This is a genomic window from Streptomyces sp. NPDC102402, assembly GCF_044765765.1.
In the GTDB taxonomy this organism is placed as follows: Bacteria; Actinomycetota; Actinomycetes; order Streptomycetales; family Streptomycetaceae; genus Streptomyces.
This window is the reverse complement of sequence record NZ_JBIWKR010000001.1, coordinates 63,825-85,152: the sequence shown is the minus strand read 5'-3', so window position 1 is coordinate 85,152 and position 21,328 is coordinate 63,825. Positions and strand designations below refer to the sequence as shown.

The window sequence follows — 21,328 nt, the reverse complement described above, 5'->3', positions numbered from 1 at the left end:
GCGCGGCACGGGGAGGGAGGCCGGCCCGGTACGGAGAGGGCCCGGCCCGGCTCCGTGTCGCGGAGCCGGGCCGGGCCGGGCCACCCTGAGCGGAGTCCTCCCGTCAGGCTCCGGCGGGCACCGTGACCCGCTCGGCCGGCGGTGTCCCGGCGCCGACCCGGAGACGGTGATAGGTCCGCAGCCGCAGAGTGCACCAGATGCCGATGACGGAGACGGCCATCAGGGCCACCGCCGGCGGCCAGTACGCCCCGCCCGCCAGGGAGGAGAGCCATACCGCGGTCACCGGGGCGAAACCGGCGAAGATCATGTTGCACACCTGGTAGGAGAGCGAGATGCCGGTGTAGCGCACGTGCGGGGCGAAGCCGTCGGCCAGGATCGCGGCGATCGGCCCGTACAGCGCGGACATCACGAGCCGCATGGCCAGCATCGTCAGATAGATCAGGACGACGCTCCCGGTGCCCATCACCATGAACTGCGGCAGGGACAGCAGCACGACCCCCGCGAGCCCGGCGACGACGACCCGGTGTGCTCCGACGCGGTCTCCGAGCAGGGCGAGGAACGGGGTGACGACCAGCTCCAGGAACGCGGCGAGGGAGAGGCCGTTGAGGAGCATGGACTCGGACAGGTGCAGTTCGTCGGTGCCGTAGGAGAGCAGATAGCTGGTCACCACGTAGTAGCCGCCGGTGGCGGTGGCCAGCGCGAACACACCCACCAGGACCGTCTTCCAGTCCTTCTGGAGGACCTCGGCGACCGGCAGCCGGGCCGCCCCGGACTCCCCGGCCTTCCGGGACTGCTCGGCGTGGACGCCGTCCATCACCGGGGTGTCCTCGAGCTTGGTGCGGACCACCAGGCCGATGACCACGAGGACCGACGAGGCGAGGAACGGTACGCGCCAGCCCCAGCTGTGGAAGGCCTCGCTCCCGAAGAGGTTCACGAGGCTGAAGGCGCCGGTGGACAGCAGGGCGCCGACCGACGAGCCGAGCTGGGCGAACGACCCGAAGAAGGTGGCCCTGCCCTTGGGCGCGTTCTCGACCGCGATGAGCACGGCCCCGCCCCACTCCCCGCCGATCGCGATGCCCTGGACCAGGCGCAGGGTGATGAGCAGGATCGGCGCGAGGGCCCCGACCTGTCCGTACGTCGGCAGCAGGCCGATGGCGAACGAGGCGATGCCCATCATCAGCAGTGTGATGACCAGGGTCTTCTTGCGGCCGACCCGGTCACCGATGTGACCGAAGACGATTCCGCCGAGCGGACGGAGCAGGAAGCCCACGGCGAAGGTGGCGAACGAGGCGATCGTCTTGAGGGCCGCCGGCATGTCGGCGGGGAAGAAGACGTCGTCGAACACGAGCGCGGCGGCTGTGGCGAACGCGTAGAAGTCGTACCACTCGATGGACGTGCCGGCCAGGGCGGCAAAGGCCGAGCGGTACGGACTCCGGGACTTGCCCGGGGTGGTGCGGTCCGTCATGGGGACCTCCGGCAGGGTGAGGGACGGGGACGGTGGAGGGGCGCGGTTCCGGCGGGACGCGGGGGCACCCCGGCAGGGGGCCGGCTGGGCCCGCCCGGGCGGAAGGAGCGGTGCCGGGGCAGCGGGCCCCGGCCGGTCGTGGAATCAGCGGCCGGGAGCGGCCCAGGCGCGGTGTCCGCCCACCCACGTCTCGCGGACGCGGATGCCGGTGAGCTCCTCGGCGGACACCGTCAGCGGGTCGGCGTCCAGGACGACGAAGTCGGCGAGCATGCCCGGGGCGAGCGCCCCGACCGCGTCCTCACGGTGCAGTGCCCGGGCGGCGGCCGCCGTGTGGGCGTGCAGACCGGCCTCGACGGGCAGGCGCAGTGCCTCGTCACCGAGGACCGTCCCGAGCACGGTGCGGCGGGTCGCCGCCGCGGCCACCGCCTCCAGCGGGGCGGGCGGTGCCACCGGCGCGTCGGACGAGAAGACCACGGGGACACCGGCGTCCGCGCAGCGGCCGGCCGGGTTGTAGCGGTGGCCGAGCTCGCCCACGGCGGTCAGCGTGCCGTCGCCGGTGCGCAGGTGGTGCTGCGGCTGCATGACGGGGATGACGCCGAGCGTGCCCATGCGGTCGATCTGCTCGTCGGTGGGCAGGCCGCAGTGTTCGATGCGGTGCCGCATGCCGGGGCGTTCCCGGTCTGCCTGCGCCTTCTCGACGGCGTCGAGCACCATGCCGATGGCGTACGGGGACTGGGCGTGCGTGGCGGTCTGCAGTCCGGCCGCGTGGGCGCGGCGGACGATGTCCGCGTACTCCTCGACCGAGTGGTAGAGCTGGCCGTGGTGGCAGCAGTCGGCGGCGTAGCCCTCGGGGAAGTAGGCGGTCCAGCCTCCGAGCGTGCCGTCGGCGTAGAACTTCACGCCCTGGATCCGGAACCGGTCGTCGCCGAACCCGCGCACCGCGCCGAGCTCCAGGGCGGTGTCCAGGAGCGCGGACGTCAGGTAGGCCGACACGCGCATCCGCAGGCTGCCGTCGTCGGCGGCACGCAGGTAGGTCTCCATCTCGCGCCGCGAGACCTGGGCGTCGCCGACCGTGGTGACTCCGGCCGCCAGGAAGACCTCCTGGGCGCGCAGCAGATGGTCGGCCATGATCTCTTCGGGCTCGGAGAGGTGGAAGTTCGGCCCGTGGTTGCCGATCTTCACCCCGGCCGGCCCGGTCAGCAGGTCGCAGGCGGCGTCCCACAGCTGCCCGTCGGGCTCACCGTCCTCGAACCGGCCGATGCTGCCGCCCTCGGGCGACGCGGTGCCTGCGGTGATGCCGCAGGTGCGCAGGGTGTGGGAGTTGACGACGCCGCCGTGACCGGAGGCGTTCATCACGTAGACCTCGCGGTCCTCGGCGACCCGGTCCAGGTCGTGGCACGTGGGGTGACGCCGCTCGGCGAGCCTGCGGTGCTCGTAGCCGAAGCCGCGGACGGGGACACCGGCCGGCAGATCGCGTCCCGCCTCGCGCAGCACCTCGACCAGCGAGTCGATGTCGGGTACGCGCTCGGGGCGGAGATCGACCCAGGCCAGTGCCTGCCCGTACATGACCGGGTGGCAGTGGGCGTCGACGAAGCCCGGGTGGACGAGACCGCCGTCCAGGGACAGCTCCTCGTCGACCCGGCCGAGCGCCGCACGGGCGTCCTCGGCGGTGCCGACGTGCACGACGCGGTCGCCGCGTACGGCCAGGGCTTCGGCGCGGACCGAGGTGCCCGCGGCGGCGACGGCGGCACCCGTGACGAGCAGGGTGCGCTCGGGGGTCTCGGTGTGACGGGACATGGGGAGGCTGCTTTCGAGCGGGGATGTGCAGAAGAGTGCCGACAGACGATTCGGCTCGCTGAACGATATGAAACGAACGACTGATTGACCAGAGGGGGAGGTGGTCAATTTTTGTAAAGCCAAATCGATGTTCAGGTTACGTATCGTCAGTCTTGATCTCTTCGCACTGTCGGAGGGTGCCCTCCGGTGGGCCTCCCGGATCAGGCGGGACGCGGGCCGATGTCGTAGCGCTCCTTGACCAGCTCCAGGTGGAACCAGCTCTCGACCTCGCGCACCGCCGGCAGCGCGCGCATCTCCTCGAGGGCCGCGCGTACCGCGCCGATCGACTCCGCCGTGATCGTGCCGACCAGCTCGGCGCGGCCCAGGCACGTCGACAGGAACGTCACCCGGGTGAGCCGCTCCACCTGCTCCGCGACCGCGGACGCCTCCCCGGCCACCCGCAGGCTGAAGCCGCACAGGAAGCCCATCCCCAGGACGTCGGGCCGCACCAGCGCGACCACCTCGGCCACACCGCCCTCGAGGAGCCGGAGCGTCCGCGACCGGGTGGCTCCCGCGGACAGCCCCACGCGCTGGGCCAGCTCGGCGAAGGGCAGGCGCCCGTCGTCCTCCAGCTCGGCCAGGATCCGCTGGTCGACGGCGTCCAGGGCCGTGACCGTCGGCTCCTCCGTCAGCAGGTACGGGTCCTTGACGTGCCGCGTCGCGACCAAGGGGTCCACGGTGCGTACGCCCGGAGTCGCGCGGACGCGCTCGATCGCACGCTCCAGCTCGCCGAACCCCGCGGTCCGCAGCTCCGCCATGATCGCCCAGCGGCCGCTCGTCAGCGTCACGAAAGGCGCCTGGGGGAGCGCGGCGACCGCCCGCGCCACCTCGGCCGCGGCACCCTCGGTGCTGATGGACAGGTGCGCGGAGGCGGACAGGCCGCGCACCGCCGGGTGCACGATGGCCACCACCCGCACGGCGCCCGACTCCTGCAGCCGCTGGACCCGCATCCGGGTCGCCGGGCGGGACAGGCCCACGCGCTGGGCCAGCGTCTCGTAGGTGAGCCGGCCGTCCGTCTGCAGTTCCCGAACGATCGACAGGTCCGTCTCGTCGAGCTCCATGTGCTGATCCCCTCCGTGCTCCGGTTCCGGCCGGCCGTGCGGCGGCCGGGCGCCCGCTCATTGTCGGTCAGCCGCCCGGGTGCCCCGTCGGTGGACCGCCCGGGTGGCCGACGGCCGCATGGCCAGTCATCTCGTCCGACGTAGACAAATCATGCAGCGGAAACGTAGGTTTCGGCATGGAAGAACGATCGAATCGTCTATGGAGGTAGATGTGGCGCGCCCCGTTGCCGTGATCACCGACACGGAGGAGCTGGACCCGGGACCCGGCGTCGAGCTGCTCACCGAAGGCGGCTTCGAGGTGCGTGTGGTGGGCAGCCGCGATCCGGAGAGGATCGCCGCCGCCGCCCACGACGCCGACGCGCTGATCGTCGGCTACGCGCGGGTCGACGCGGCCCTCCTCGACCACCTGCCCCGGGTGCGGATCGTCGCGACCATGTCCGCGGGCCACGACATGGTCGACACCGACGAGGCCGCGCGCCGCGGGCTCTGGGTCACGAACCTGCCGCACTCCGCCACCGAGGACGTCGCCGTGCACGCCCTCGCCTCCGCGCTCTCCCTGATCCGCCGGCTGCCTCAGGCCGACGCCGTGGTGCGGTCCGGCGGCTGGAACGAGGACTTCACCGAGGTGCCCCGCCGCGCGAGCGGGACGACACTCGGCCTGGTCGGCTTCGGCCGCATCGCCCGCACCCTCGCCCGCCTCGCCGCCCCCGTCTTCGGCCGGATCGCCGCCTACGACCCGCACGCCGCCGACGCCGACTGGCCCGCGGGAGTCGAACGGCTCGGCCTGGACGACCTCGTCGCGCAGGCCGACGTCCTGTCGCTGCACACCCCGTCCACCCCCGAGACCCGTGGCATGGCCGACGCGGCGCTGCTCGCCCGCATGCGCCCCGGCGGACTGCTGGTCAACGTCTCCCGCGGTGATCTCGTCGACCCGGAGGCGCTCCTCGCCGCCCTCGACAGCGGTCACCTCGCGGGCGCGGCCCTCGACGTCTTCCCGACCGAGCCCCCCGCCGCGGACGACCGGCTGCGGACCCATCCCCGGCTGCAACTGTCCCCGCACAGCGCGTTCCTGACCGACGCGTCCCTGCGCGCCTACGTCCTCGAACCCGCCCGGAACGTCCTCGCCTGGTGGACCACCGGACGCCCGCACACCCCCGCCGTCGTCCCGGCGGAGCAGTCCACCGAAGCCCAGCCCGCCCCCCTCCGGCAAGGAGCACCCGCGTGACCGAGACACCCACCACCCCCGCCGCCGCAGAGGAGACGGCCGCCGAGGAGCTGCGCCTGCGGCGCGAACTGGCCGCCGTCTACCGTCTGGTCGCGCACTTCCGCATGACGGACCTGATCTTCACCCACATATCGCAGCGGCTGCCCGGCCCGGACCACCATTTCCTGATCAATCCCTACGGGCTGATGTTCGAGGAGATCACCGCATCCAACCTGGTCAGAATCGACCTGGAGGGCAACCCGGTCGAGCCGACCCCGCATCCCGTCAATCCGGCCGGCTTCGTGATCCACAGCGCGATCCACAAGGCCCGCACCGACGCCCACTGCGTGCTGCACACCCACACCAGGGCGGGCTGCGCCGTCGCCGCCCAGGAGGGCGGGCTGCTCCCGGTCAACCAGATGTCGATGGAGTTCCACAACCGCGTCGGCTACCACGCCTACGAGGGCGTCGCGCTCAACCTCGACGAGCAGGAGCGCCTGGTCGCCGACCTCGGAGGCCATCCGGCGCTGATCCTGCGCAACCACGGTCTGCTCACCGTCGGCGGCAGCGCCGCCCAGGCCTTCCTGCGCATGTTCTACCTGGAGAAGGCCTGCGAGATCCAGGTCACCGCCCAGGCGGCCGGAGTCCCGCTGGTGCTCCCTCCGGAGCAGGTCTGCGAATACACCGCACGGCAACTGGCGGGCGAGGCCACGGCCGACTTCCAGGACGACATCGCCTACGACCTGGCCTGGGGCGCGCTGCTGCGCCTCGTCGAGCGGATCGCCCCGGACTACAAGGACTGAGAAACGGGCGCCTCGGGGCACCGGAGACGCGCGGGGCGGGCCAGAGGCCCCGGTCACTGGTGATTTCACCGATGGCGCCCGTACCCCGCTCCCACGAGTGTGGTCGCGTCAAGCACCCGCATCCTCGTCAGGAGTGCTCCATGCGTCGTCGTCCACCGCGCCGGCTTCTCGGCGTCCTCGCAGCCGTCACGGTCGCGTTCACCATGTTCTCCTCGGCATCGACGGCCGGCGCGGCCGACACCGCGACCAAGGCCGCACCGGCCGCGTCCGCCGCACAGGCGCTGTCGACCAGCACCCCGGTCGTCTTCGTCCACGGATACACCGGAAACGCGTCCAACTGGGTCACCGCCAAGAGCGTCTTCCAGCTCAACGGCTGGTCCGGCTCCAAGCTCTTCACGTACGACTACGACTCGTACGGCAACAACGTCAACAACGCCCAGGGACTGGCCACGTTCGTCAACAACGTCAAGTCCCAGACCGGTGCGAGCAAGGTCGCCATCGTCAACCACTCGATGGGCGGTCTCGTCAGCCAGTACTACCTGAAGGTGCTGGGCGGCAACACCAGCGTCAGCCACCTCGCCTCGATCGCCGGCGCGAACCACGGGACGACGTTCGCGAGCGCCTGCCTCGTCTACACGACCTGTCAGCAGATGTACCCGGGCTCCTCCTTCATCTCCCAGATCACCTCGGGCGACGAGACCCCCGGCAGCACCAGGTACGCCACCTGGTACTCGGCGTGCGACGGCGTCATCATCCCGTACACCAGCACCCGGCTGAGCGGCGCGACGAACAACAACGTGCTCTGCCAGACCCACATCGGGTTCCTGGCCGACACGATCACGCTGGGCCAGATCGCCCGCTTCGTCGCCTCCTGACCCAGGCACGCGCCGAACAGGCGGTGACCAGTCCTCCGTGACCGGTCCAGGGCGAACGGCAACGCGCGGCGACGGCCGTCGGCGACCACCGGCGACCGTCGCCGCACGACCGGCCTGACCCCGGGCGCCACGCGGGACCGGACGCCCTGCACACTGATCCGGACGAGTTGTTCCACCGCTGATCACTGGATGACGACGATGTACGACCTGCAGACCGCCGCCGCGGCGCCCGGTGCCGTGGAGCCCGCCACCGGTGGAACGCGATGAGCGGCTGCACCCCCGGCGGGGCGGAAGACCGTCCGTCCTGCTGCGCGCCCCCGCGCGCAGGCGGATCCGAAACGGCCGTCGCCGGGCCGCCCGGCCTGCCCCTCGGTCCGCCTGCCAAGGAGAACACCGAGCCTGCCCACGGCACCCGTGTCGCCCTGCCCGGCGGCACGTTCCGCATGGGCAGCGAGGACGCCGACGCGAACCGGGCGGACCGCGAGGGGCCGGTGCGGGAGGCCGCCGTGGAGGCGTTCTCCATCGACGCCTACGCGGTCACCACGGCCCGGTTCGCCGCCTTCGTGGCGGAGACCGGCCACCGCACGGAAGCCGAACGCTACGGCTGGAGCTACGTCTTCGCACGCTTCCTGCCGGGCGAACTCCGGCGCATCTCGCCGCGACCCGACGCCACCCCCTGGTGGTGCGGTGTCCAGGGCGCGACCTGGCGCACACCGGAGGGCCCCGGCAGCAGCCTCGAGGGCCGCTGGGACCATCCCGTCACCCACGTCGGCTGGTCCGACGCAGCCGCCTTCGCCGCGTGGGCAGGGGGCCGGCTGCCCACCGAGACCGAGTGGGAGTACGCGGCCCGCGGCGGCCTCGACCAGGCCCGGTACCCCTGGGGCGACGAGCTCACGCCCGGCGGAGAGCACCACTGCAACATCTGGCAGGGCAGCTTCCCGACCAAGAACACCTCCGAGGACGGCTACGCGGGCACCGCCCCCGTCCACGCCTTCCGGCCCAACGGCTACGGGCTGTACAACGTCTCCGGCAACGTGTGGGAGTGGTGCGCCGACCTGTGGGACCCGGAGAACCCCGGCACACGCGCCATGAGGGGCGGCTCGTACCTGTGCCACGACTCGTACTGCAACCGCTACCGCGTGGCCGCCCGCACGTCCAACACGGCCGACAGCACCACGGGCAACCTCGGCTTCCGGGTCGCCTACCCGGCCTGAGCACCGGGGCCGGACCCCTCGCCCGGACCAGGCGCAGGCCGCGGCGGGCGCGCGGAACGCGGGGGCCACTTCAGGGCAGCGTGATCTCGTACGCCTTGCGAAGGGTCTCGTGGACGGTCCACGTGGTGCGGTCGCCTTCGCGCAGGACGCAGAGGTCGCCCGGGCCCACGGTGAGCGCCGGGCCGCCGTCGACCTCGATGGAGGCGCGGCCGCTGACGACGACGAAGAGCTCGTCCGCCTCGGTGTCGGTCACCACTCCGGGAGTGATCTGCCAGATGCCGCGGATCCGCCGGCCGTCCTCGGACTCCCAGAGGACCTTCCCCGACACCTCCGGAGAACCTGCGAGGATCTGCGAGGACTCGAGTGGCTCCGGCTCGAGGTCGGCGTCGGGGATGTGCACGGCGAAGGCGGTGGGCTCGGTCATGCGGATGACGTTATGCCACCGCCCGGAGCCGCCCCCACCAGCAGACTGTCGCGCCGAGGGCCGCGTCGCGCGGCGGTCCGTCGACTACGAGAGGGCGGGCGGACCGCGCCGTCGTGTCTCGCGTGCCGGGTGCGCGGCGTGGGCCGGTGAGCCCGCCGGCCGCTGAGTGCTCGCCGGTCAGCCGGCCGTGGAGCGGCTCGCCGAGCGGGCCCACAGATAGAGCGGGATCTGAAGGGGGAGCCGGCCGTAGGCGAGTGCCCGGGCGGCGGCGGGGCGGTCGCGCCAGTCGTACGCCATCTTGACGTTGGCGGGGAAGACACCCACGAAGAAGAGCGAGGTGGCGCGGGCGCTGAGGCTCCGGGTGCGTGGCAGGGCGAGTCCCGCCGCGAGCGCCAGCTCCACGGCGCCACTGGCCCGGGTCCACGCTCTCGGGTCGCCGGGCAGGCTGCGCGGCACGATCCCGTCGAAGGACCTGGGGGCGGCGAAGTGCGCGACCCCGGCCGCGGCCATCAGGCCGGCGAGCAGCAGGGGCGAGCGCGGGACGAGCGGGACGCGTGCCATGGGGGCTCCTGGAACTCGGCCGGGGCGGACGGACCTGATGTTACTCGGAGGTAAGAACGGTCGCGGGATCCCGGCGGCAGCACTGCGCGGTACGACGTCGGAGCCACATGCCTCCGGGGAGCCCCACGCCCTCATGCCTGTGTCCGGAGCCCCGCACCCGTATGCCTGTGTCCGGAGCCCCGCACCCTCATGCCTGTGTCCGGGACTCCGTCCAGGAGTCCCGGACACGGATGCCGAGGGGCGGGGCAGGCTGCGTGGGTGCTCAGGGTTCCACCGGATGTCCGCCGTCCCCCTCGACCACGACACGGTCCTCGCCGGCCTCCGCCGCGCGCTCGACCATGGTGACGTCGATCTCGCCGTCGCCGGTGGTGTCGAACTGGTAGACGTCCGCCTTGCCGTCGCCGGTGGTGTCCGTCATCCAGACGTCGGCCTTGCCGTCCCCGTTGGTGTCCGCCGACAGCACCACGTGGTGCTCGTCGCCGCGGGTCTCCACGACTTCATCGTTTCTGTCCATGGCCGCCGCCTGCCCCTCGCCCCCCGGCCGAAACGTCGGCCGGGCGGGCGAGGAGGACCGGGGGTCGCCCGAGGCGGACGGAACTCGTCCGGTTCCGGTCCGGTGGCCTCAGCGACAAACCCCGCCTGCACCACACTGGTTCGAACGTTCATCCAACCCCTCCTCTATATGTTCGGATCCGCGAAAGTTCCGTGGTCCGCCTCGTCGCGCCCGCACAATGTGAGGCCCCTTGTACGGCCGCCGTTCGTCCTTCGCGCCGTCCTCCTCGTCCGGACCGAATGCGACAGGGGCGCGCAGCGGGCGCAGGCAGCCGCTGGCCGGGTCCGAAGCGCGGATGCTGTAGCGGCCCAGCACGTTGAGGTTGGCGTGCTTGAGCGGGGAGAGCCGGGCAACGTCCTCGTCCCGAACGTCGTACTCCCGCTCCTCGGGCAGCAGGGCCCGCAGTTGGGCAACGGCTGGCCGACATCGACACTTGGCACACCGAGAGCCTGGCCACCCGCCGCCCGTCCCAGTCATTCCTGCGGTGGTGCATGAAGACCGGCAGGATGCCTCGCCTCACGCTGCCGCCCGCGGTCATCGCCCAGGACTCGGAACCGCTGCACCAGCACAAATGGCTCTTCCCCGGCCGTCAGCCCGGACAGCCGATGAACCCGGTCAGCCTGCAAGTCCATCTGTGTGAGATCGGCGTCCCTCCACAGCGCGGCAGGACCTCCGCGATCCGTCAGCTCGTCCTCCGAGCCCCGGCCCCCGTCATCGCGAAAGCACTCGGCTACCACGACAAGACCGCCACCCGCCTGGTGACCGAAGCCGGCGGAACCTGGAGCCGATACGCTCCTGGTGATCACTCGCGGTGACCGCCGGGAGCGGTTCGGCCGTCGTCTCACACGACCGATGCCCGGAAAGGATCAGTGGGAATGATCTCCACCTCGTCGAAGAGCTGCTCCAACGCCTCATGACCCTGATGCCTACGGAACTCGATTTCGGCGGCCGTCACAGGCAAGGTCCACAGGATGCGGGCCTGCCCCCCGGGCAACGGACAGTGTTCAAGGTCAGGTCCGTGGAGATAGGGCAGGCTGATCAGCAGGTGGTCGCAGTTCGAGCCCGGCACCCATGGTTCACCGATCGGCATGCTGTGCTCCAGGTCGAGCTGATGCCCACCGCAGTGGTAGTACGTGATCATGGCCATGAGGTCGATGAACCGCTGTTCGCGGACGTGGGCGGTCATGACGAACTCAAGCCCGTGACCGTCCTTCTCCATCGCGGCCCAGCACCCGGCGGTCACAAAGGCCCAGCTATCGCTGCGTGGACCGGGGCCGACAACGAGAACCCGCAGGTCGGGCAGGACCTCGCGCCGTTCCGGCCTCAGGTCGCAGACGACGACCTCAACGGAATGCCCCTCGAAGAACGCACGGACATGTGACTCAACGGCCTCCACGGCCAGCAGCCTCGCATCACTCACCGCGCGATCATGCCAGACACAATCAACCGGCCCGACTCCTCACCCAGCGTCATGGTCCGTGGGCCTCAGCCGCGAATACGCGACACCTCAACATGCGCGCCTACCAGCCCCGAGGCCGTCAGCGGCCCGGACAGCGGTGGCCCGCAGCGCTGCCTTCCGGAGACAGGCGTACCGCCCGCGTGAGTGGACGCGCTTCGCCCGTCTCGCCGGCGCTCCGACGGGAACACGGGACAGTGTCATCAGCACCGAGGGACGGAGTGTGCCGTGAACGCAGGATCTTCGAAGAGGTACCAGGGCCCACGTCGGCTCGTCCTTCTGGGCCTACTCGCCGTCTGCTACGCCGTCGCCGCACTCGGCGGACTGGCCTCCGCGGGAGCGGGGGACACCTACACGGCGCTGGACCGACCGGCCTGGGCGCCGCCCGGATGGCTCTTCGGCCCGGTGTGGACCGTGCTGTACGGCACCATCGCCGTCGCCGCGTGGTTGGTGCTCCGAAACCCTCACGGCCCGACACGTACCGCCATGACCTGGTGGTCGATCCAGCTCCTTCTCAACCTCGCATGGACTCCGCTCTTCTTCGCCGCTGATGAGTACGGGCTGGCATTCCTCGACATCTGCCTCCTCCTCGCAGCTGTCCTGGGCACGATCGTTCACTTCGCCCGCCATCGCCGGGCCGCCGCGCTTCTCCTTGTCCCGTACATGCTCTGGGTGGCTTTCGCCTCGGCCCTCAACCTCTCGATCTGGCTCTCCAACTCCTGACGGGCCGGGCGCTGTCCCGCGTCCAGCAGCGGTGCAGGTCCGGACAGCGGCGAGGCATCGCGACCCAAATGACGGTTCTGGCCGAGGCACCTCGGTGCAGCACCGACGGCAAGGCCGTCGGGCCGCTGTTCTGTCCGCGCTGGACCCGACCGCGCTCACGCCGCGCCGCAACCCCTGCCGACCTGCGGGCTTCGGGGTCTCCCGCGCGCCGGCCCCTGCTGGTCGCTGATCCGGCGCAGGGCGAGGAGCGTCGCGTCGTCGGTGCGGTGCGGGCCGTCCAGGCGGGCCACGAGCCGTTCGGCGTATTCCTGGAGCCCGGCGTGGCCGACGCCCGGGGCGGTTTCCCGGAAGCAGCGTTCGGTTTCCGCGAGGAAGCGGTCCGTGTCCTTGTCCGGGTCGGCCGGGCGGCGTTCGGTCAGACCGTCGGAGTACATCAGGACGATGTCGCCGATCTCCAGTGGTGTTGCGGTGGCGCTGTAGGCCGTTGCCGGCAGCACACCCAGCGAGAGACCGGGGCCGCCCTCGGGCGTAGGCAGCTGGGTGGCGCGGCCACCGCGTACCAGGACGGGGCGGGGATGTCCGGCGCAGGTCCAACGGAGCAGCGCGCGTTCCGGGTGGTAGCGGGCGATGATCGCCGTGGCGGTCGACTCGCTGCCGTCGGCGCAGGCCACCTCGTTGAGCCACTGTGTCAGCCGCTCGACGGGTTGCCCGGTGTAGGCCAGACCCGCGAGTGCGTACCGCAGTTTGGCCATCAGGGTGACCGCTTCCAGGCCGTGCCCGCGGGCGTCGCCCAGCGCGATCAGGAGACGGCCGCCGGGCAGCTTGCGGGCCTTGTACCAGTCCCCGCCGACCCCGGCCTCGCGGGCGTCGGGGCGGTAGACGGCAGCCGCCTCGATGCCGTGGGTGTCCAGCTCGTCCTGGAAATGGGGGAGCACCGCATCGCGCAGGACGCCGGCGACCTCCGCGACGGCTTCGGCGCGCTCGTGCTCGCGGCGTGCCTCCCGCGCGGCGCGCTGTGCCGCCTCGCGCCGCCGCCGGTCCGCGGTGACGTCGATGAGGACGGCCCGCACGGCCCAGACCAGGCCGCCGGGAGCGATGCGTACGGGTTCGGCGACCATACGGAAGACGCGCCCGCCCCTGCCGCGGAGGCGCAGTTCGCACTCGGTGGTGCGCTTGCGCAGGATGACGTCGTACAGCGTCTGGTACAGAGCGGGCAGGCTGTCCGGTGTGGCGGTGGTGGCCAGATCGAACAGCCCGGGCACCGGCGCGTCGTCGGCCAGGCCGAGCACCTGGCGGAAGCCACGGGAGGGTTCGACATCATGATCTGCGAGATTCCACTCCGCCCAGCATGTGCGGACCAGCCGCTGGGCGGCGGCAGCCATGCGGAGCCGGCTGCCCCGTTCCCAGGTGAGCAGGTAGTGGTCACCGCAGGGGGCGATACGGACCTCGTCGTTGTTCCGGACCGGCCCTGAGGGCGTGCTGATGAGCCACTCCACCGTTTCGGGCCCCTGCGGCGTGCCCTGCCGAATCGCCTCGGCCAGCATGCGGGGGACCGCCGAACGCACAAGGGCGGGGAAGCGTTCGAACAGTGAAACCGGCCCGGCCCACGGGGGCACGGAGCCCGGAGGGAAGCGAAGGTCCGCGTAGGCGCGAGCGGTGGAGTTGTACGTCAGGTAAAGGGCGTCCCGCAGCTCACCGTCCGCGCCGAAGACGGGGGAGAGCAGCAGAGCGGCCACCGGGAGGGCGTCGAGCACCTCCTGCCCGGAGGGGCGGAGCGAGGGCTCCGCAGCCGACGGGGCGGACGGCTCGGGGGCGGGGGAGCCGGCCCGGTGGAGCTCGCAGTACGCGGTGACCCGGCGCCGCTGGGCCTCCAGCAGCTCCTGGATCGCGTGGAGTTCCAGACGGGAGCGCACGCCGCCCACCGAGGGGGGTTCGTCCACAGGCATGGCGGGCCTCTCGGTGCGGAGTGTGCGGGCGGCGCCGGAACAGCATCGAGGCGACGGGCCGGGGCCGCCAGTCGGAGTAGGCCGGGTGGCGGTCGCGTCGGGAATCGTGGAACTCGACCCGAAGGCGGGACACCACGCCGAACGCCCCGCCTGCGGACACCTCACCGGGGACACTCGTGGGCAGCGGCCGTTCTCTCGCACTTCGTTACTCGACATCTCGAAGCGTGAGGAACGGCCGCCTTCGCTGTCCCCGAAAGAACCGCAGATCAGCGAGTCGATTGACCTGCGAGGTCAAACGTGAAGCTCAGGGGCGCCAGCCGTCGGCGATGCGGCCCTGCTGCACCTGGTAGGTGCCACTGCACTTCCCGTTGTCGGGATCCCCCCAGATCTTGACGGCGTCGGCGTCGTTCGCCCAGGTGCCGCCGTTGGGGTGGGCGTAGTTGCCGAGGTTCGCGGCGGTGTTCCGCGGGATGCAGATGTACGCGTCCGGGGAGGCGCCCTGGTCGATCAGCCAGACGGAGTCGTCGTTGAGGGTGTTGACGACCGCGTCCACCCGGTTCCCTCCGCCGATGATGGCCTGGTACTTGGTCTCCTGGTACCAGCTGAAGATGCTGCCGTTGGCATAGGAGCCGTCGTACAGACACACACGCGGGTACGAGCAGCCGTGCATGCTGCTGGCGGAGGCGGACGGGGCCGCCAGTCCGGTCGAGGTCGCGGCCAGTCCGGCGGTGAGCAGGGTCGCCGCCAGCTTTCTGTTCAGGTTCATGGAGACACTCCTGATGAGGTTGCATGGGTGAAGCCCACCGCGTCGGCCGGCTCCGCAACGAGACTGCGGGTTCGGCGCGGCGTCGGCCACAGGCAACGCAGAAGTGACCTCATCCCGGGGCGTCCCATGCGCTGACCTGCACAGATGTCGCCCGTCGAGTCCTTGCGGCGGGACTCTGACGGGACTGCGGCGGAACTGTGGCGAGAGGAAATGACTGATTCTGCGCCGGGCTGAGGCGCACCTGGGCGACATGCCCGCTCTGTGATCCTCGTGACAGCTGATGCAGAATGAGGCCGGGATACGGGGCCCGGACCAGCGGCCCCTGACGCGGGTGGGGGAGACATGTCGCGTTGGAAAGAGCTGCCTGCGGAACTACACCCGGACATCCACCAGTTAATCGTGCGACTGCGCACATTGAAGGACCACGGAGAACTGGGCACCCGTCAGCTGGCCGCGAAGACCGGGTACAGCGCGAAGTCGTGGCAGCGGTATCTGAACGGCAGGTCTCTGCCGCCCCGGGAGGCCGTCGAGGCGATGGCCCGCGTCGGCGGTGCCGATCCTCATCGGCTGCTGGTATTGCACGAGATCGCCGCCCAACGCTGGGCGGAGGGACGGGCAGTCGCCGCCGACGCCCCTGCGGACCTCTCCACGACACCGGCACACACTCCCACGGAGCAGCAGCCCTACAGGCGTCACCTGCGCGCCGCGGTCATTGCGGGAGCCGTGGTCACGGTGCTGTCCGCCTCCGCGGCGCTCCTGCTGGCCGTGCGGCTCACCGAGGCCCGTGCCCAGCTCGCGCGCGAGCGCAGCGATGCTGTCCCGACGACCCTGGCCACCGTGTCGGAGTCCCTGGTGCCGGTCCTTTACACCTGTCGGCTGGAGCAGCGTGACGGCCGCTGGTACGCGGGCCTGAGTCGGACCACGGACACCCTCCTGTCGAACACCCAGATGGGGCTCGAAGTGGCCGAGGCGCAGTGCCTGCTGGGCCGGGCGGGCACCGCGCCGGGGGAGATCGACGGCGTCTTCGGCCCGAAGACGCGGCGAGCGGTCGAGCTCATGCAGAAGCAGAACGGGCTGATCGTGAACGGAGTCATCGATCCGCCCACCTGGCAGGCCCTGCGGAGGACGGATCCGAAGTGACCTCGGAACACACCAGGCTGTCGGCGGCGCTGCGGGAGCTGCGGTCCGGTGCAGGGCTGAGCCTGGCGGCGCTGGCGGAGCGGACGGCGTACAGCAAGTCCTCGTGGGAGCGTTACCTCAACGGCAAGAGCTTGCCTCCTCGCCAGGCCGTACGGGAACTGTGCCGTCTCGCGAACGAACCGGACGGGCGGCTGCTGGCCCTGTGGGAGATCGCTGAGTCGCAGTGGAGCGGACGCGCGGCGGTCCCCGCATCCAGCCCTCCCGCGGACGAGTCACCGCGGCCACTTCCCCAGGAGGTGCCGACGCCCGTCAGAACCGGGCGGCGGCACCTCGGTGGGGGCAGGCTCCCGGTGGTGCTGGCGTCGGCGTACACCGTGGTGGTCGGTGGTGCTGCGGCCCTGCTGTTCTTCCTGCTGCCCGACTCGGAGGCCGAGAACGAACCGCCGCCGGCCTCCGTCCCGTTCTCCCTTGCTCCTCAATGCCATGGAGCCGCCTGCGAGGGCCGGGACCCGATGCGCCTGATCTGCGGCATCGGCCCCGACAGCCTCGCCTCGTACCGCACGGCCACCGGAGCCCACGTCGAGCTGCGCTACAGCAAGAAGTGCGGCACGAGCTGGGCCCGGAGCTGGGGGACCGAGATCGGCGACCGGGTGGACGTCACGGCAGGCGGCCCGACCTACGGCGTGCGCATCAGGAACAAGGACGACGCGGCGACCTTCATCTATACCGAGATGACCGAAGCGCGTCCCGGCAGCACCGTCCGCGCCTGCTTCCGGCCCGCGTCGGCCGACGGCGAACGGGAGTGCTTCGAGGCCCGAGTAGGCGGGGCCGCCACCACGACCCGGCCGCCCTCACCTCCAGTGGCGTCAGGCCCTCGTCAGTAGCGACCGGCCCTCGGGCGTGTCCATGCTGAAGTCGGGAATTCGCAGTGGGAGGCAGGCGGGTGGGGTGCGGTCGGTGGTGGTCGAAGCCGGCCTCGAACCCCGCTCGAGGAGATCCAACTCCTGGGCCGCGCCGCACAGAGAGCACAGCCGGGGCCCGGAAGTTCTGCGGCACCCAGCGACCGAACTGATCGACGAATCCGGCGCCATCGCCTGGCCCTCCCGGGCCACTCCGTGGGGCACCACCGCATGGGCCCGCGACATCGCTTCTGTCGGGTTGGCAAGGTAAGTGCTCGCCGGCCAAGCGACGTTTGTGCCGGCCAAGTGCTTGGCAACGGTCAGTTCGATGCGCGACAGGTGTCGTGGACGGTGGAGTGCTACGCGGGGCCGGGCGGGATGTGGACGGTCATGATCAGGTGGCAGGTTTCGGTGCCCGCGCCGCGGTAGGTGTGTGTGGTGTCGCCGTCGAAGGTGGCAGTTTGTCCAGCGGTAACGGGATGCTCGGTGGCGTCGACGACGAGCATCATCTGCCCGGTGGTGACGCTGATGGTCTCCACGACGCCGGCTTGGTGGGGGTGGCTGGGGTATTCCTCGCCGGGTTCCAGGGTCCAGCGCCAGACCTCGACCGGGGCTGATCCCGAGGTGGTCAGCATGAGCCGGGCTTCGCTGCCCCGCTTGCCTTTCCACAGGGGCATGACGGCATCGGCGGTCACGACCCGGACGCGGCCTTCGGCGGGCCCTTCCATCAGCGCGGACACCGAGATGCCGAGGGTGTCGGCGAGACGGACCAGGGTGGCGAAGTTCGGGTTGCCCTGCGCCTTCTCCAGTCCGGCCAGGGCTCCCTTGCTCACTTTGGCGCGGCGGCACAGTTCGTCCAGGGAGAGTCCGGCGCGGGTTCGGGCCGCGCGGACGTTGTGCGCGAGCGTCCGCAGCGCTGCCTCGGTCTCGGCCATCACGTCACCCCTCCAGGGATGGGTCAGTGCAATGCACCACACGGTCGTTTGGTTGACATCTTCCGGTCGGTGCGTTGTACGGTGTAGTCGTTCCATTGATGATAAGGGATGTACTTGTGATCGCTCTGCTGCTGGCCCTGGGCAGCTCCCTGGCCTACGGATGCGCCGACTTCCTCGGCGGCCTCGGCTCCCGCAAGGCCCACGTCCTGCGCACAGTGATGATCGCCGCCCCGGCCTCACTCACCGTCGAGCTGCTGCTGTGGCCTTTCCTCGGCGCCTCCTTCGCCCCCGCGACCCTCGCCTGGGGCGCTGCGTCCGGCGTCGCGTCTGCCGCCGCGTTCGCCCTGCTCTACCGCACGCTCGCGATCGGCCCGATGAACGTCCTGTCCCCGGTCACCGCACTGGTCTCGGCGATGCTGCCGGTGAGCGTCGGGCTGTTCCAGGGCGAGCGCCTGGGGCCGGCCGGGCTGATCGGCCTGCCCCTCGCGCTGGCGGCCGTGGTACTGGTCAGCGCCGGACACGGAGCCGGCAGCGCGCGCCCGTCGCGTTCCGCGCTCCTGATGGCCTTCGGCGCGGGCGGGGCGATCGCCCTGCAGCTGGTCTTCCTGCATCAGGCGCCGACGGACAGCGGCGTCGGCCCGCTGATCGTCGGACGTGCCGTGTCCTCCGCGGTTGTCCTGGCCGCGGCCGGCCTGATGTACCGCAGGCTCGGATCGGAGAAGCCCGCGTACGCGATGTCGGCAACGGCCGGCGTGCTGGACTCGGTGGCGAACCTGCTGTTCCTGCTTGCCGCCCGCAGTGGCGACCTGGCCGTCGTCGCCGTGATCACCGCCCTGTACCCGGCCGGCACCGTCCTGCTCGCACGCAGCGTCCTCGCCGAACGCATCCACCGCGGGCAACTGATCGGACTCGGCACCGCCACGGTCGCAGTCAGCCTCCTCGCCCTCACCTGACCCTGGCCCCCCGGAAGGAGCCCGGCATGTTCATCCAGCCCTGGGACGCCGCCCTCGACGACGCCGAATGGCAGACCTGGATCGCCGACGGCCATGACTTCGGCATCCTCAGCGTCAACGGCCTGCCCGGCCAGCCGCCCGTCGTCGTGCCCACCCACTTCACGGCGGAGGGCAGCACCCTGCTGATCCACCTCGCCCGCCCCAACCCCGTCTGGACGGCGATCGACGCCGACCCGCACGTCACCTTCACTGTCACCGGCGACTACGCCTTCATCCCCGGCCCCTGGCGCGCCAAGCCCGGCGTCCCGCCCACCGACGGCGTTCCCACCAGCTACTACGCGGCCATCCAGTTCACCTGCCGGGCCACGATCATCGACGACCCCCAGGCCAAGGCCGCCCTGCTGCGCCACCAGATGGCCCACTTCCAGCCTGACGGCGACCACGCACCCATCGACCCCGAGCAGGCTCCCTACGGCCGGATGCTGCCCGGCATCCGCGGCCTGCGCCTGGACGTCGCCGACGTCCGGGCGAAGTTCAAGTACGACGACCACAAACCCGCCGAGCAGCGCTCCGACATCGCTCGTCGGCTCACCGAACGCGGCACCGGCCTTGACGGACCCACCGCAACCCAGCAACTGCGCCGCCTCGGTACCTGGAAGGCCTGACCCGACCACGACCCCCGCCCGCGCCCGCGCCCGCACCATCCTGAAACGGACCCCCTTGATGACCACCTTCCGCCTCAGCCCCGCCGTCGCGGGAGCATTCCCTGAGACCCTCATCGCCGTCGTCACCGCCACCGCCCTGCGCGGCCACGAGCCTTGGCCGGCCACGGCCGCCGCCCAGCAGGACCTCGAGCAGCAGCTCGCCGACGGCGCCTGGCAGCCGGCCGACGAGAGTGATCCGCGTATCGACGCATGGCACATCGCCTACCGCTCGTTCGGCACCAACCCCCGCCGCATCCGACCCAGCGTCGACGCCCTCGGCCGCCGGCTGGCGAAGAAGGGCGCTCTGCCCCGGATCAACCCGGCCGTCGACTCCTACAACACCGTCTCCGTCCGCCATGGCCTGCCCGCCGGCGCCTTCGACCTCGACCACGTCACCGGCGACGTGGAAATCCGCTACGCCGACGGCAGCGAGACCTTCACGCCGCTCGGCGAACCCGACACCGTCGAGAACCCCAAGCCCGGCGAGATCATCTACACCGACACCATCGACGTCCTCACCCGGCACTGGAACCACCGGGACGCCCACCGCACCCGCGTCACCGAAGACTCCACCCGTGTCGCCTTCGTCCTCGAAACCCTCCACGCCACCCGCGACGGACATCTCCTCAAGACCGCTGCCAGCGAACTTCAGGACCTGCTCGCCGAGCACTCCGCCCAGAGCACCGTCCATTACCTCAGCCCGGCGGGGCCGCATATCACCACCTGAGAGCCGAGCCCCCTGCGCATCGACGCGGCTCGTCCGCAAGGAACCCAGGGCTCAGCGGGGTCGGGTGTGGAGGGTGTTGAGCTGGGTCATCAGCTCGCGGTCGGCGGCCTGCGAGGCCGCCAGATCATCGTCTCGTTCACCGAGCTGCGCAGCGAGGTCGGCGAGTCCCTGCTCGAGGTCGGCGATCTTCTGTTGGAGAGCGTTGACGTCGGTGGGGGCTCCGAGCCCGGTGGCACGCCAGGCGTCTTGACCGAGGGCCTGGGACAGCCGTTGTTCTGGTCGGACGATGTGTTGGGCCTGACGGGTAGCACGCTCAGTGAGGTTGGCGAGGTCGGCGAGGAGGGACCGGCGGCTGACCTGAGGGCCTGCGGGGCCCTCCTGGGGTTGCGTGCTTCGAGCCTACGGCGGCGTGGAGATCGCCGTGTCGGTAGATCAGGCTGCGGTGCACGTCGGCCATCCGTGCCACGGCGGACACAGTGATCGTCAAGCCGTCACGGGTCAGGTCGTCCAGCAGATCAGATGAGGCAAGAAATGACCACGAAACTGTCGTTCGACGGCGACCGGCGCGCAACGGTGACGGACGATCCGCTGCACATCACTCCCCGATTCGCAGGCGACCCTGTGCGCGTCACGCACTACACAGACGTGGTGCAGCGTGAGCAGTTCGTCGCGGACACCTTCGGTAGCCAGCACTGCGGGCGATGTGGCCCAACCGGGGCGGCCGGGCTCTGGCCGCAGGCGGCGGGCGACGGGGTGGTGCAGACCGCTGACCTCTACTGTCGGATGCGGTCCGGCTTCCGCACGTCACCGGAGCGGGCCTGTTCCACACCTACGGCCGGGGCAAGGATGTGGCCTGCCGGGGAGCAGGAATCCGTGCGCACCGGCCGTGACGCTCATGTGACGATCCGGGCCCTGGAAGCCCGCTTGCAGAGCCGAGGAAACCCATCTGGCCTGCACTTTCTCCCACATCGACGGCCGGTGACGTGCTTCCGATGTCTCATCATGTGAAGCGCGGTGCACGGAAGCTGTCGCTCCTGGTTCAAAGTCCCAGAGAAGTCCCAGAGAATCCGTCACACCCCACCT

22 protein-coding genes and 1 pseudogene are annotated in these 21,328 nt (G+C 71.1%); 12 read left to right on the top strand and 11 right to left on the bottom strand.

Translation table 11 applies throughout. From position 1 onward, the window contains the following. Window positions 1-103 precede the first annotated feature (103 nt). The 3 genes from ACIRJR_RS00360 to ACIRJR_RS00350 form a co-directional block, all read right to left on the bottom strand. Entirely contained in the window at window positions 104-1,465 is a 1,362-nt protein-coding gene (locus tag ACIRJR_RS00360) for an MFS transporter (protein WP_403771486.1), read from the bottom strand. Between the two features lie 144 nt (window positions 1,466-1,609). After that, entirely contained in the window at window positions 1,610-3,262 is a 1,653-nt protein-coding gene (locus tag ACIRJR_RS00355; protein ID WP_403771483.1) for an amidohydrolase, read from the bottom strand. Window positions 3,263-3,462: 200 nt separating this feature from the next. Beyond that, a complete protein-coding gene (locus ACIRJR_RS00350) occupies window positions 3,463-4,362 on the bottom strand; it encodes an Lrp/AsnC family transcriptional regulator (RefSeq protein WP_403771480.1) in 900 nt (299 codons plus the stop codon). 211 nt (window positions 4,363-4,573) lie between these two features. On the opposite strand from ACIRJR_RS00350, the gene ACIRJR_RS00345 reads away from it, so the two are divergent. The 4 genes from ACIRJR_RS00345 to ACIRJR_RS00330 all read left to right on the top strand — a co-directional run bounded on the left by ACIRJR_RS00345 (window position 4,574) and on the right by ACIRJR_RS00330 (window position 8,458). Further along, window positions 4,574-5,587, top strand: coding sequence for a C-terminal binding protein (locus tag ACIRJR_RS00345; protein ID WP_403771477.1), 1,014 nt, complete (start codon window positions 4,574-4,576; stop codon window positions 5,585-5,587). Continuing rightward, window positions 5,584-6,369, top strand: a complete 786-nt coding sequence (locus ACIRJR_RS00340) for a class II aldolase/adducin family protein (protein ID WP_403771474.1) — start codon at window positions 5,584-5,586, stop codon at window positions 6,367-6,369. Before ACIRJR_RS00345 ends, ACIRJR_RS00340 begins: the two co-directional genes overlap by 4 nt. Before the next feature lie 140 nt (window positions 6,370-6,509). After that, a complete protein-coding gene (locus tag ACIRJR_RS00335; RefSeq protein WP_403771472.1) occupies window positions 6,510-7,244 on the top strand; it encodes an esterase/lipase family protein in 735 nt (244 codons plus the stop codon). Between the two features lie 263 nt (window positions 7,245-7,507). Continuing rightward, window positions 7,508-8,458, top strand: a complete 951-nt coding sequence (locus ACIRJR_RS00330) for a formylglycine-generating enzyme family protein (protein WP_403771469.1) — start codon at window positions 7,508-7,510, stop codon at window positions 8,456-8,458. Between the two features lie 70 nt (window positions 8,459-8,528). On the opposite strand, the gene ACIRJR_RS00325 is transcribed toward ACIRJR_RS00330, so the two are convergent. From ACIRJR_RS00325 to ACIRJR_RS00310, 4 genes and pseudogenes are all read right to left on the bottom strand, one after another. Continuing rightward, window positions 8,529-8,882: a cupin domain-containing protein gene (locus tag ACIRJR_RS00325; protein ID WP_403771466.1), complete on the bottom strand. Its 354-nt coding sequence runs from the start codon at window positions 8,880-8,882 to the stop codon at window positions 8,529-8,531. 177 nt (window positions 8,883-9,059) lie between these two features. Continuing rightward, window positions 9,060-9,443, bottom strand: a complete 384-nt coding sequence (locus ACIRJR_RS00320) for a hypothetical protein (RefSeq protein ID WP_403771463.1) — start codon at window positions 9,441-9,443, stop codon at window positions 9,060-9,062. 262 nt (window positions 9,444-9,705) lie between these two features. After that, a complete protein-coding gene (locus ACIRJR_RS00315) occupies window positions 9,706-9,957 on the bottom strand; it encodes a hypothetical protein (RefSeq protein ID WP_403771460.1) in 252 nt (83 codons plus the stop codon). A gap of 246 nt (window positions 9,958-10,203) precedes the next feature. Continuing rightward, window positions 10,204-10,413: pseudogene (locus tag ACIRJR_RS00310) on the bottom strand (hypothetical protein); the annotation flags it as partial. An 89-nt stretch (window positions 10,414-10,502) separates the two neighbouring features. Here ACIRJR_RS00310 and ACIRJR_RS00305 point away from each other — a divergent pair. Then, complete coding sequence (locus ACIRJR_RS00305; protein ID WP_403771457.1) at window positions 10,503-10,811, top strand: hypothetical protein; 309 nt, start codon at window positions 10,503-10,505, stop codon at window positions 10,809-10,811. Window positions 10,812-10,837: 26 nt separating this feature from the next. On the opposite strand, the gene ACIRJR_RS00300 is transcribed toward ACIRJR_RS00305, so the two are convergent. Continuing rightward, window positions 10,838-11,416, bottom strand: coding sequence for a suppressor of fused domain protein (locus ACIRJR_RS00300; protein WP_403771454.1), 579 nt, complete (start codon window positions 11,414-11,416; stop codon window positions 10,838-10,840). A gap of 264 nt (window positions 11,417-11,680) precedes the next feature. Between ACIRJR_RS00300 and ACIRJR_RS00295 the strand changes: the two genes are divergently transcribed. Then, complete coding sequence (locus ACIRJR_RS00295; protein ID WP_403771451.1) at window positions 11,681-12,175, top strand: TspO/MBR family protein; 495 nt, start codon at window positions 11,681-11,683, stop codon at window positions 12,173-12,175. Window positions 12,176-12,330: 155 nt separating this feature from the next. Here ACIRJR_RS00295 and ACIRJR_RS00290 read toward each other — a convergent pair whose 3' ends face one another. Then, window positions 12,331-14,121 (bottom strand): PP2C family protein-serine/threonine phosphatase, encoded by a 1,791-nt coding sequence (locus ACIRJR_RS00290; RefSeq protein WP_403771449.1) that lies wholly within the window; start codon window positions 14,119-14,121, stop codon window positions 12,331-12,333. Between the two features lie 304 nt (window positions 14,122-14,425). Further along, window positions 14,426-14,887 (bottom strand): hypothetical protein, encoded by a 462-nt coding sequence (locus tag ACIRJR_RS00285; RefSeq protein ID WP_403771447.1) that lies wholly within the window; start codon window positions 14,885-14,887, stop codon window positions 14,426-14,428. A 342-nt stretch (window positions 14,888-15,229) separates the two neighbouring features. Here ACIRJR_RS00285 and ACIRJR_RS00280 point away from each other — a divergent pair, with 342 nt between their 5' ends. After that, a complete protein-coding gene (locus tag ACIRJR_RS00280) occupies window positions 15,230-16,027 on the top strand; it encodes a peptidoglycan-binding protein (RefSeq protein ID WP_403771444.1) in 798 nt (265 codons plus the stop codon). Then, window positions 16,024-16,911 carry a helix-turn-helix domain-containing protein gene (locus ACIRJR_RS00275; protein WP_403771441.1) on the top strand — a complete coding sequence of 296 codons (888 nt, stop codon included), beginning with the start codon at window positions 16,024-16,026 and terminating at the stop codon, window positions 16,909-16,911. The genes ACIRJR_RS00280 and ACIRJR_RS00275 overlap by 4 nt, the downstream gene beginning before the upstream one ends. Window positions 16,912-17,285: 374 nt before the next feature. Here ACIRJR_RS00275 and ACIRJR_RS00270 read toward each other — a convergent pair whose 3' ends face one another. Beyond that, a complete protein-coding gene (locus ACIRJR_RS00270; RefSeq protein ID WP_403771438.1) occupies window positions 17,286-17,861 on the bottom strand; it encodes a helix-turn-helix domain-containing protein in 576 nt (191 codons plus the stop codon). A 116-nt stretch (window positions 17,862-17,977) separates the two neighbouring features. Between ACIRJR_RS00270 and ACIRJR_RS00265 the strand changes: the two genes are divergently transcribed. The 4 genes from ACIRJR_RS00265 (at window position 17,978) to ACIRJR_RS00250 (ending at window position 21,253) form a co-directional block, all read left to right on the top strand. Continuing rightward, window positions 17,978-18,814, top strand: coding sequence for an EamA family transporter (locus ACIRJR_RS00265; RefSeq protein WP_403771435.1), 837 nt, complete (start codon window positions 17,978-17,980; stop codon window positions 18,812-18,814). A gap of 26 nt (window positions 18,815-18,840) precedes the next feature. Then, complete coding sequence (locus ACIRJR_RS00260) at window positions 18,841-19,479, top strand: FMN-binding negative transcriptional regulator (RefSeq protein ID WP_403771432.1); 639 nt, start codon at window positions 18,841-18,843, stop codon at window positions 19,477-19,479. Window positions 19,480-19,537: 58 nt separating this feature from the next. Then, window positions 19,538-20,245: a B3/4 domain-containing protein gene (locus ACIRJR_RS00255; protein WP_403771429.1), complete on the top strand. Its 708-nt coding sequence runs from the start codon at window positions 19,538-19,540 to the stop codon at window positions 20,243-20,245. Window positions 20,246-20,776: 531 nt separating this feature from the next. Beyond that, window positions 20,777-21,253 (top strand): hypothetical protein, encoded by a 477-nt coding sequence (locus tag ACIRJR_RS00250; protein ID WP_403771426.1) that lies wholly within the window; start codon window positions 20,777-20,779, stop codon window positions 21,251-21,253. The last annotated feature ends 75 nt before the right edge of the window (window positions 21,254-21,328 follow it).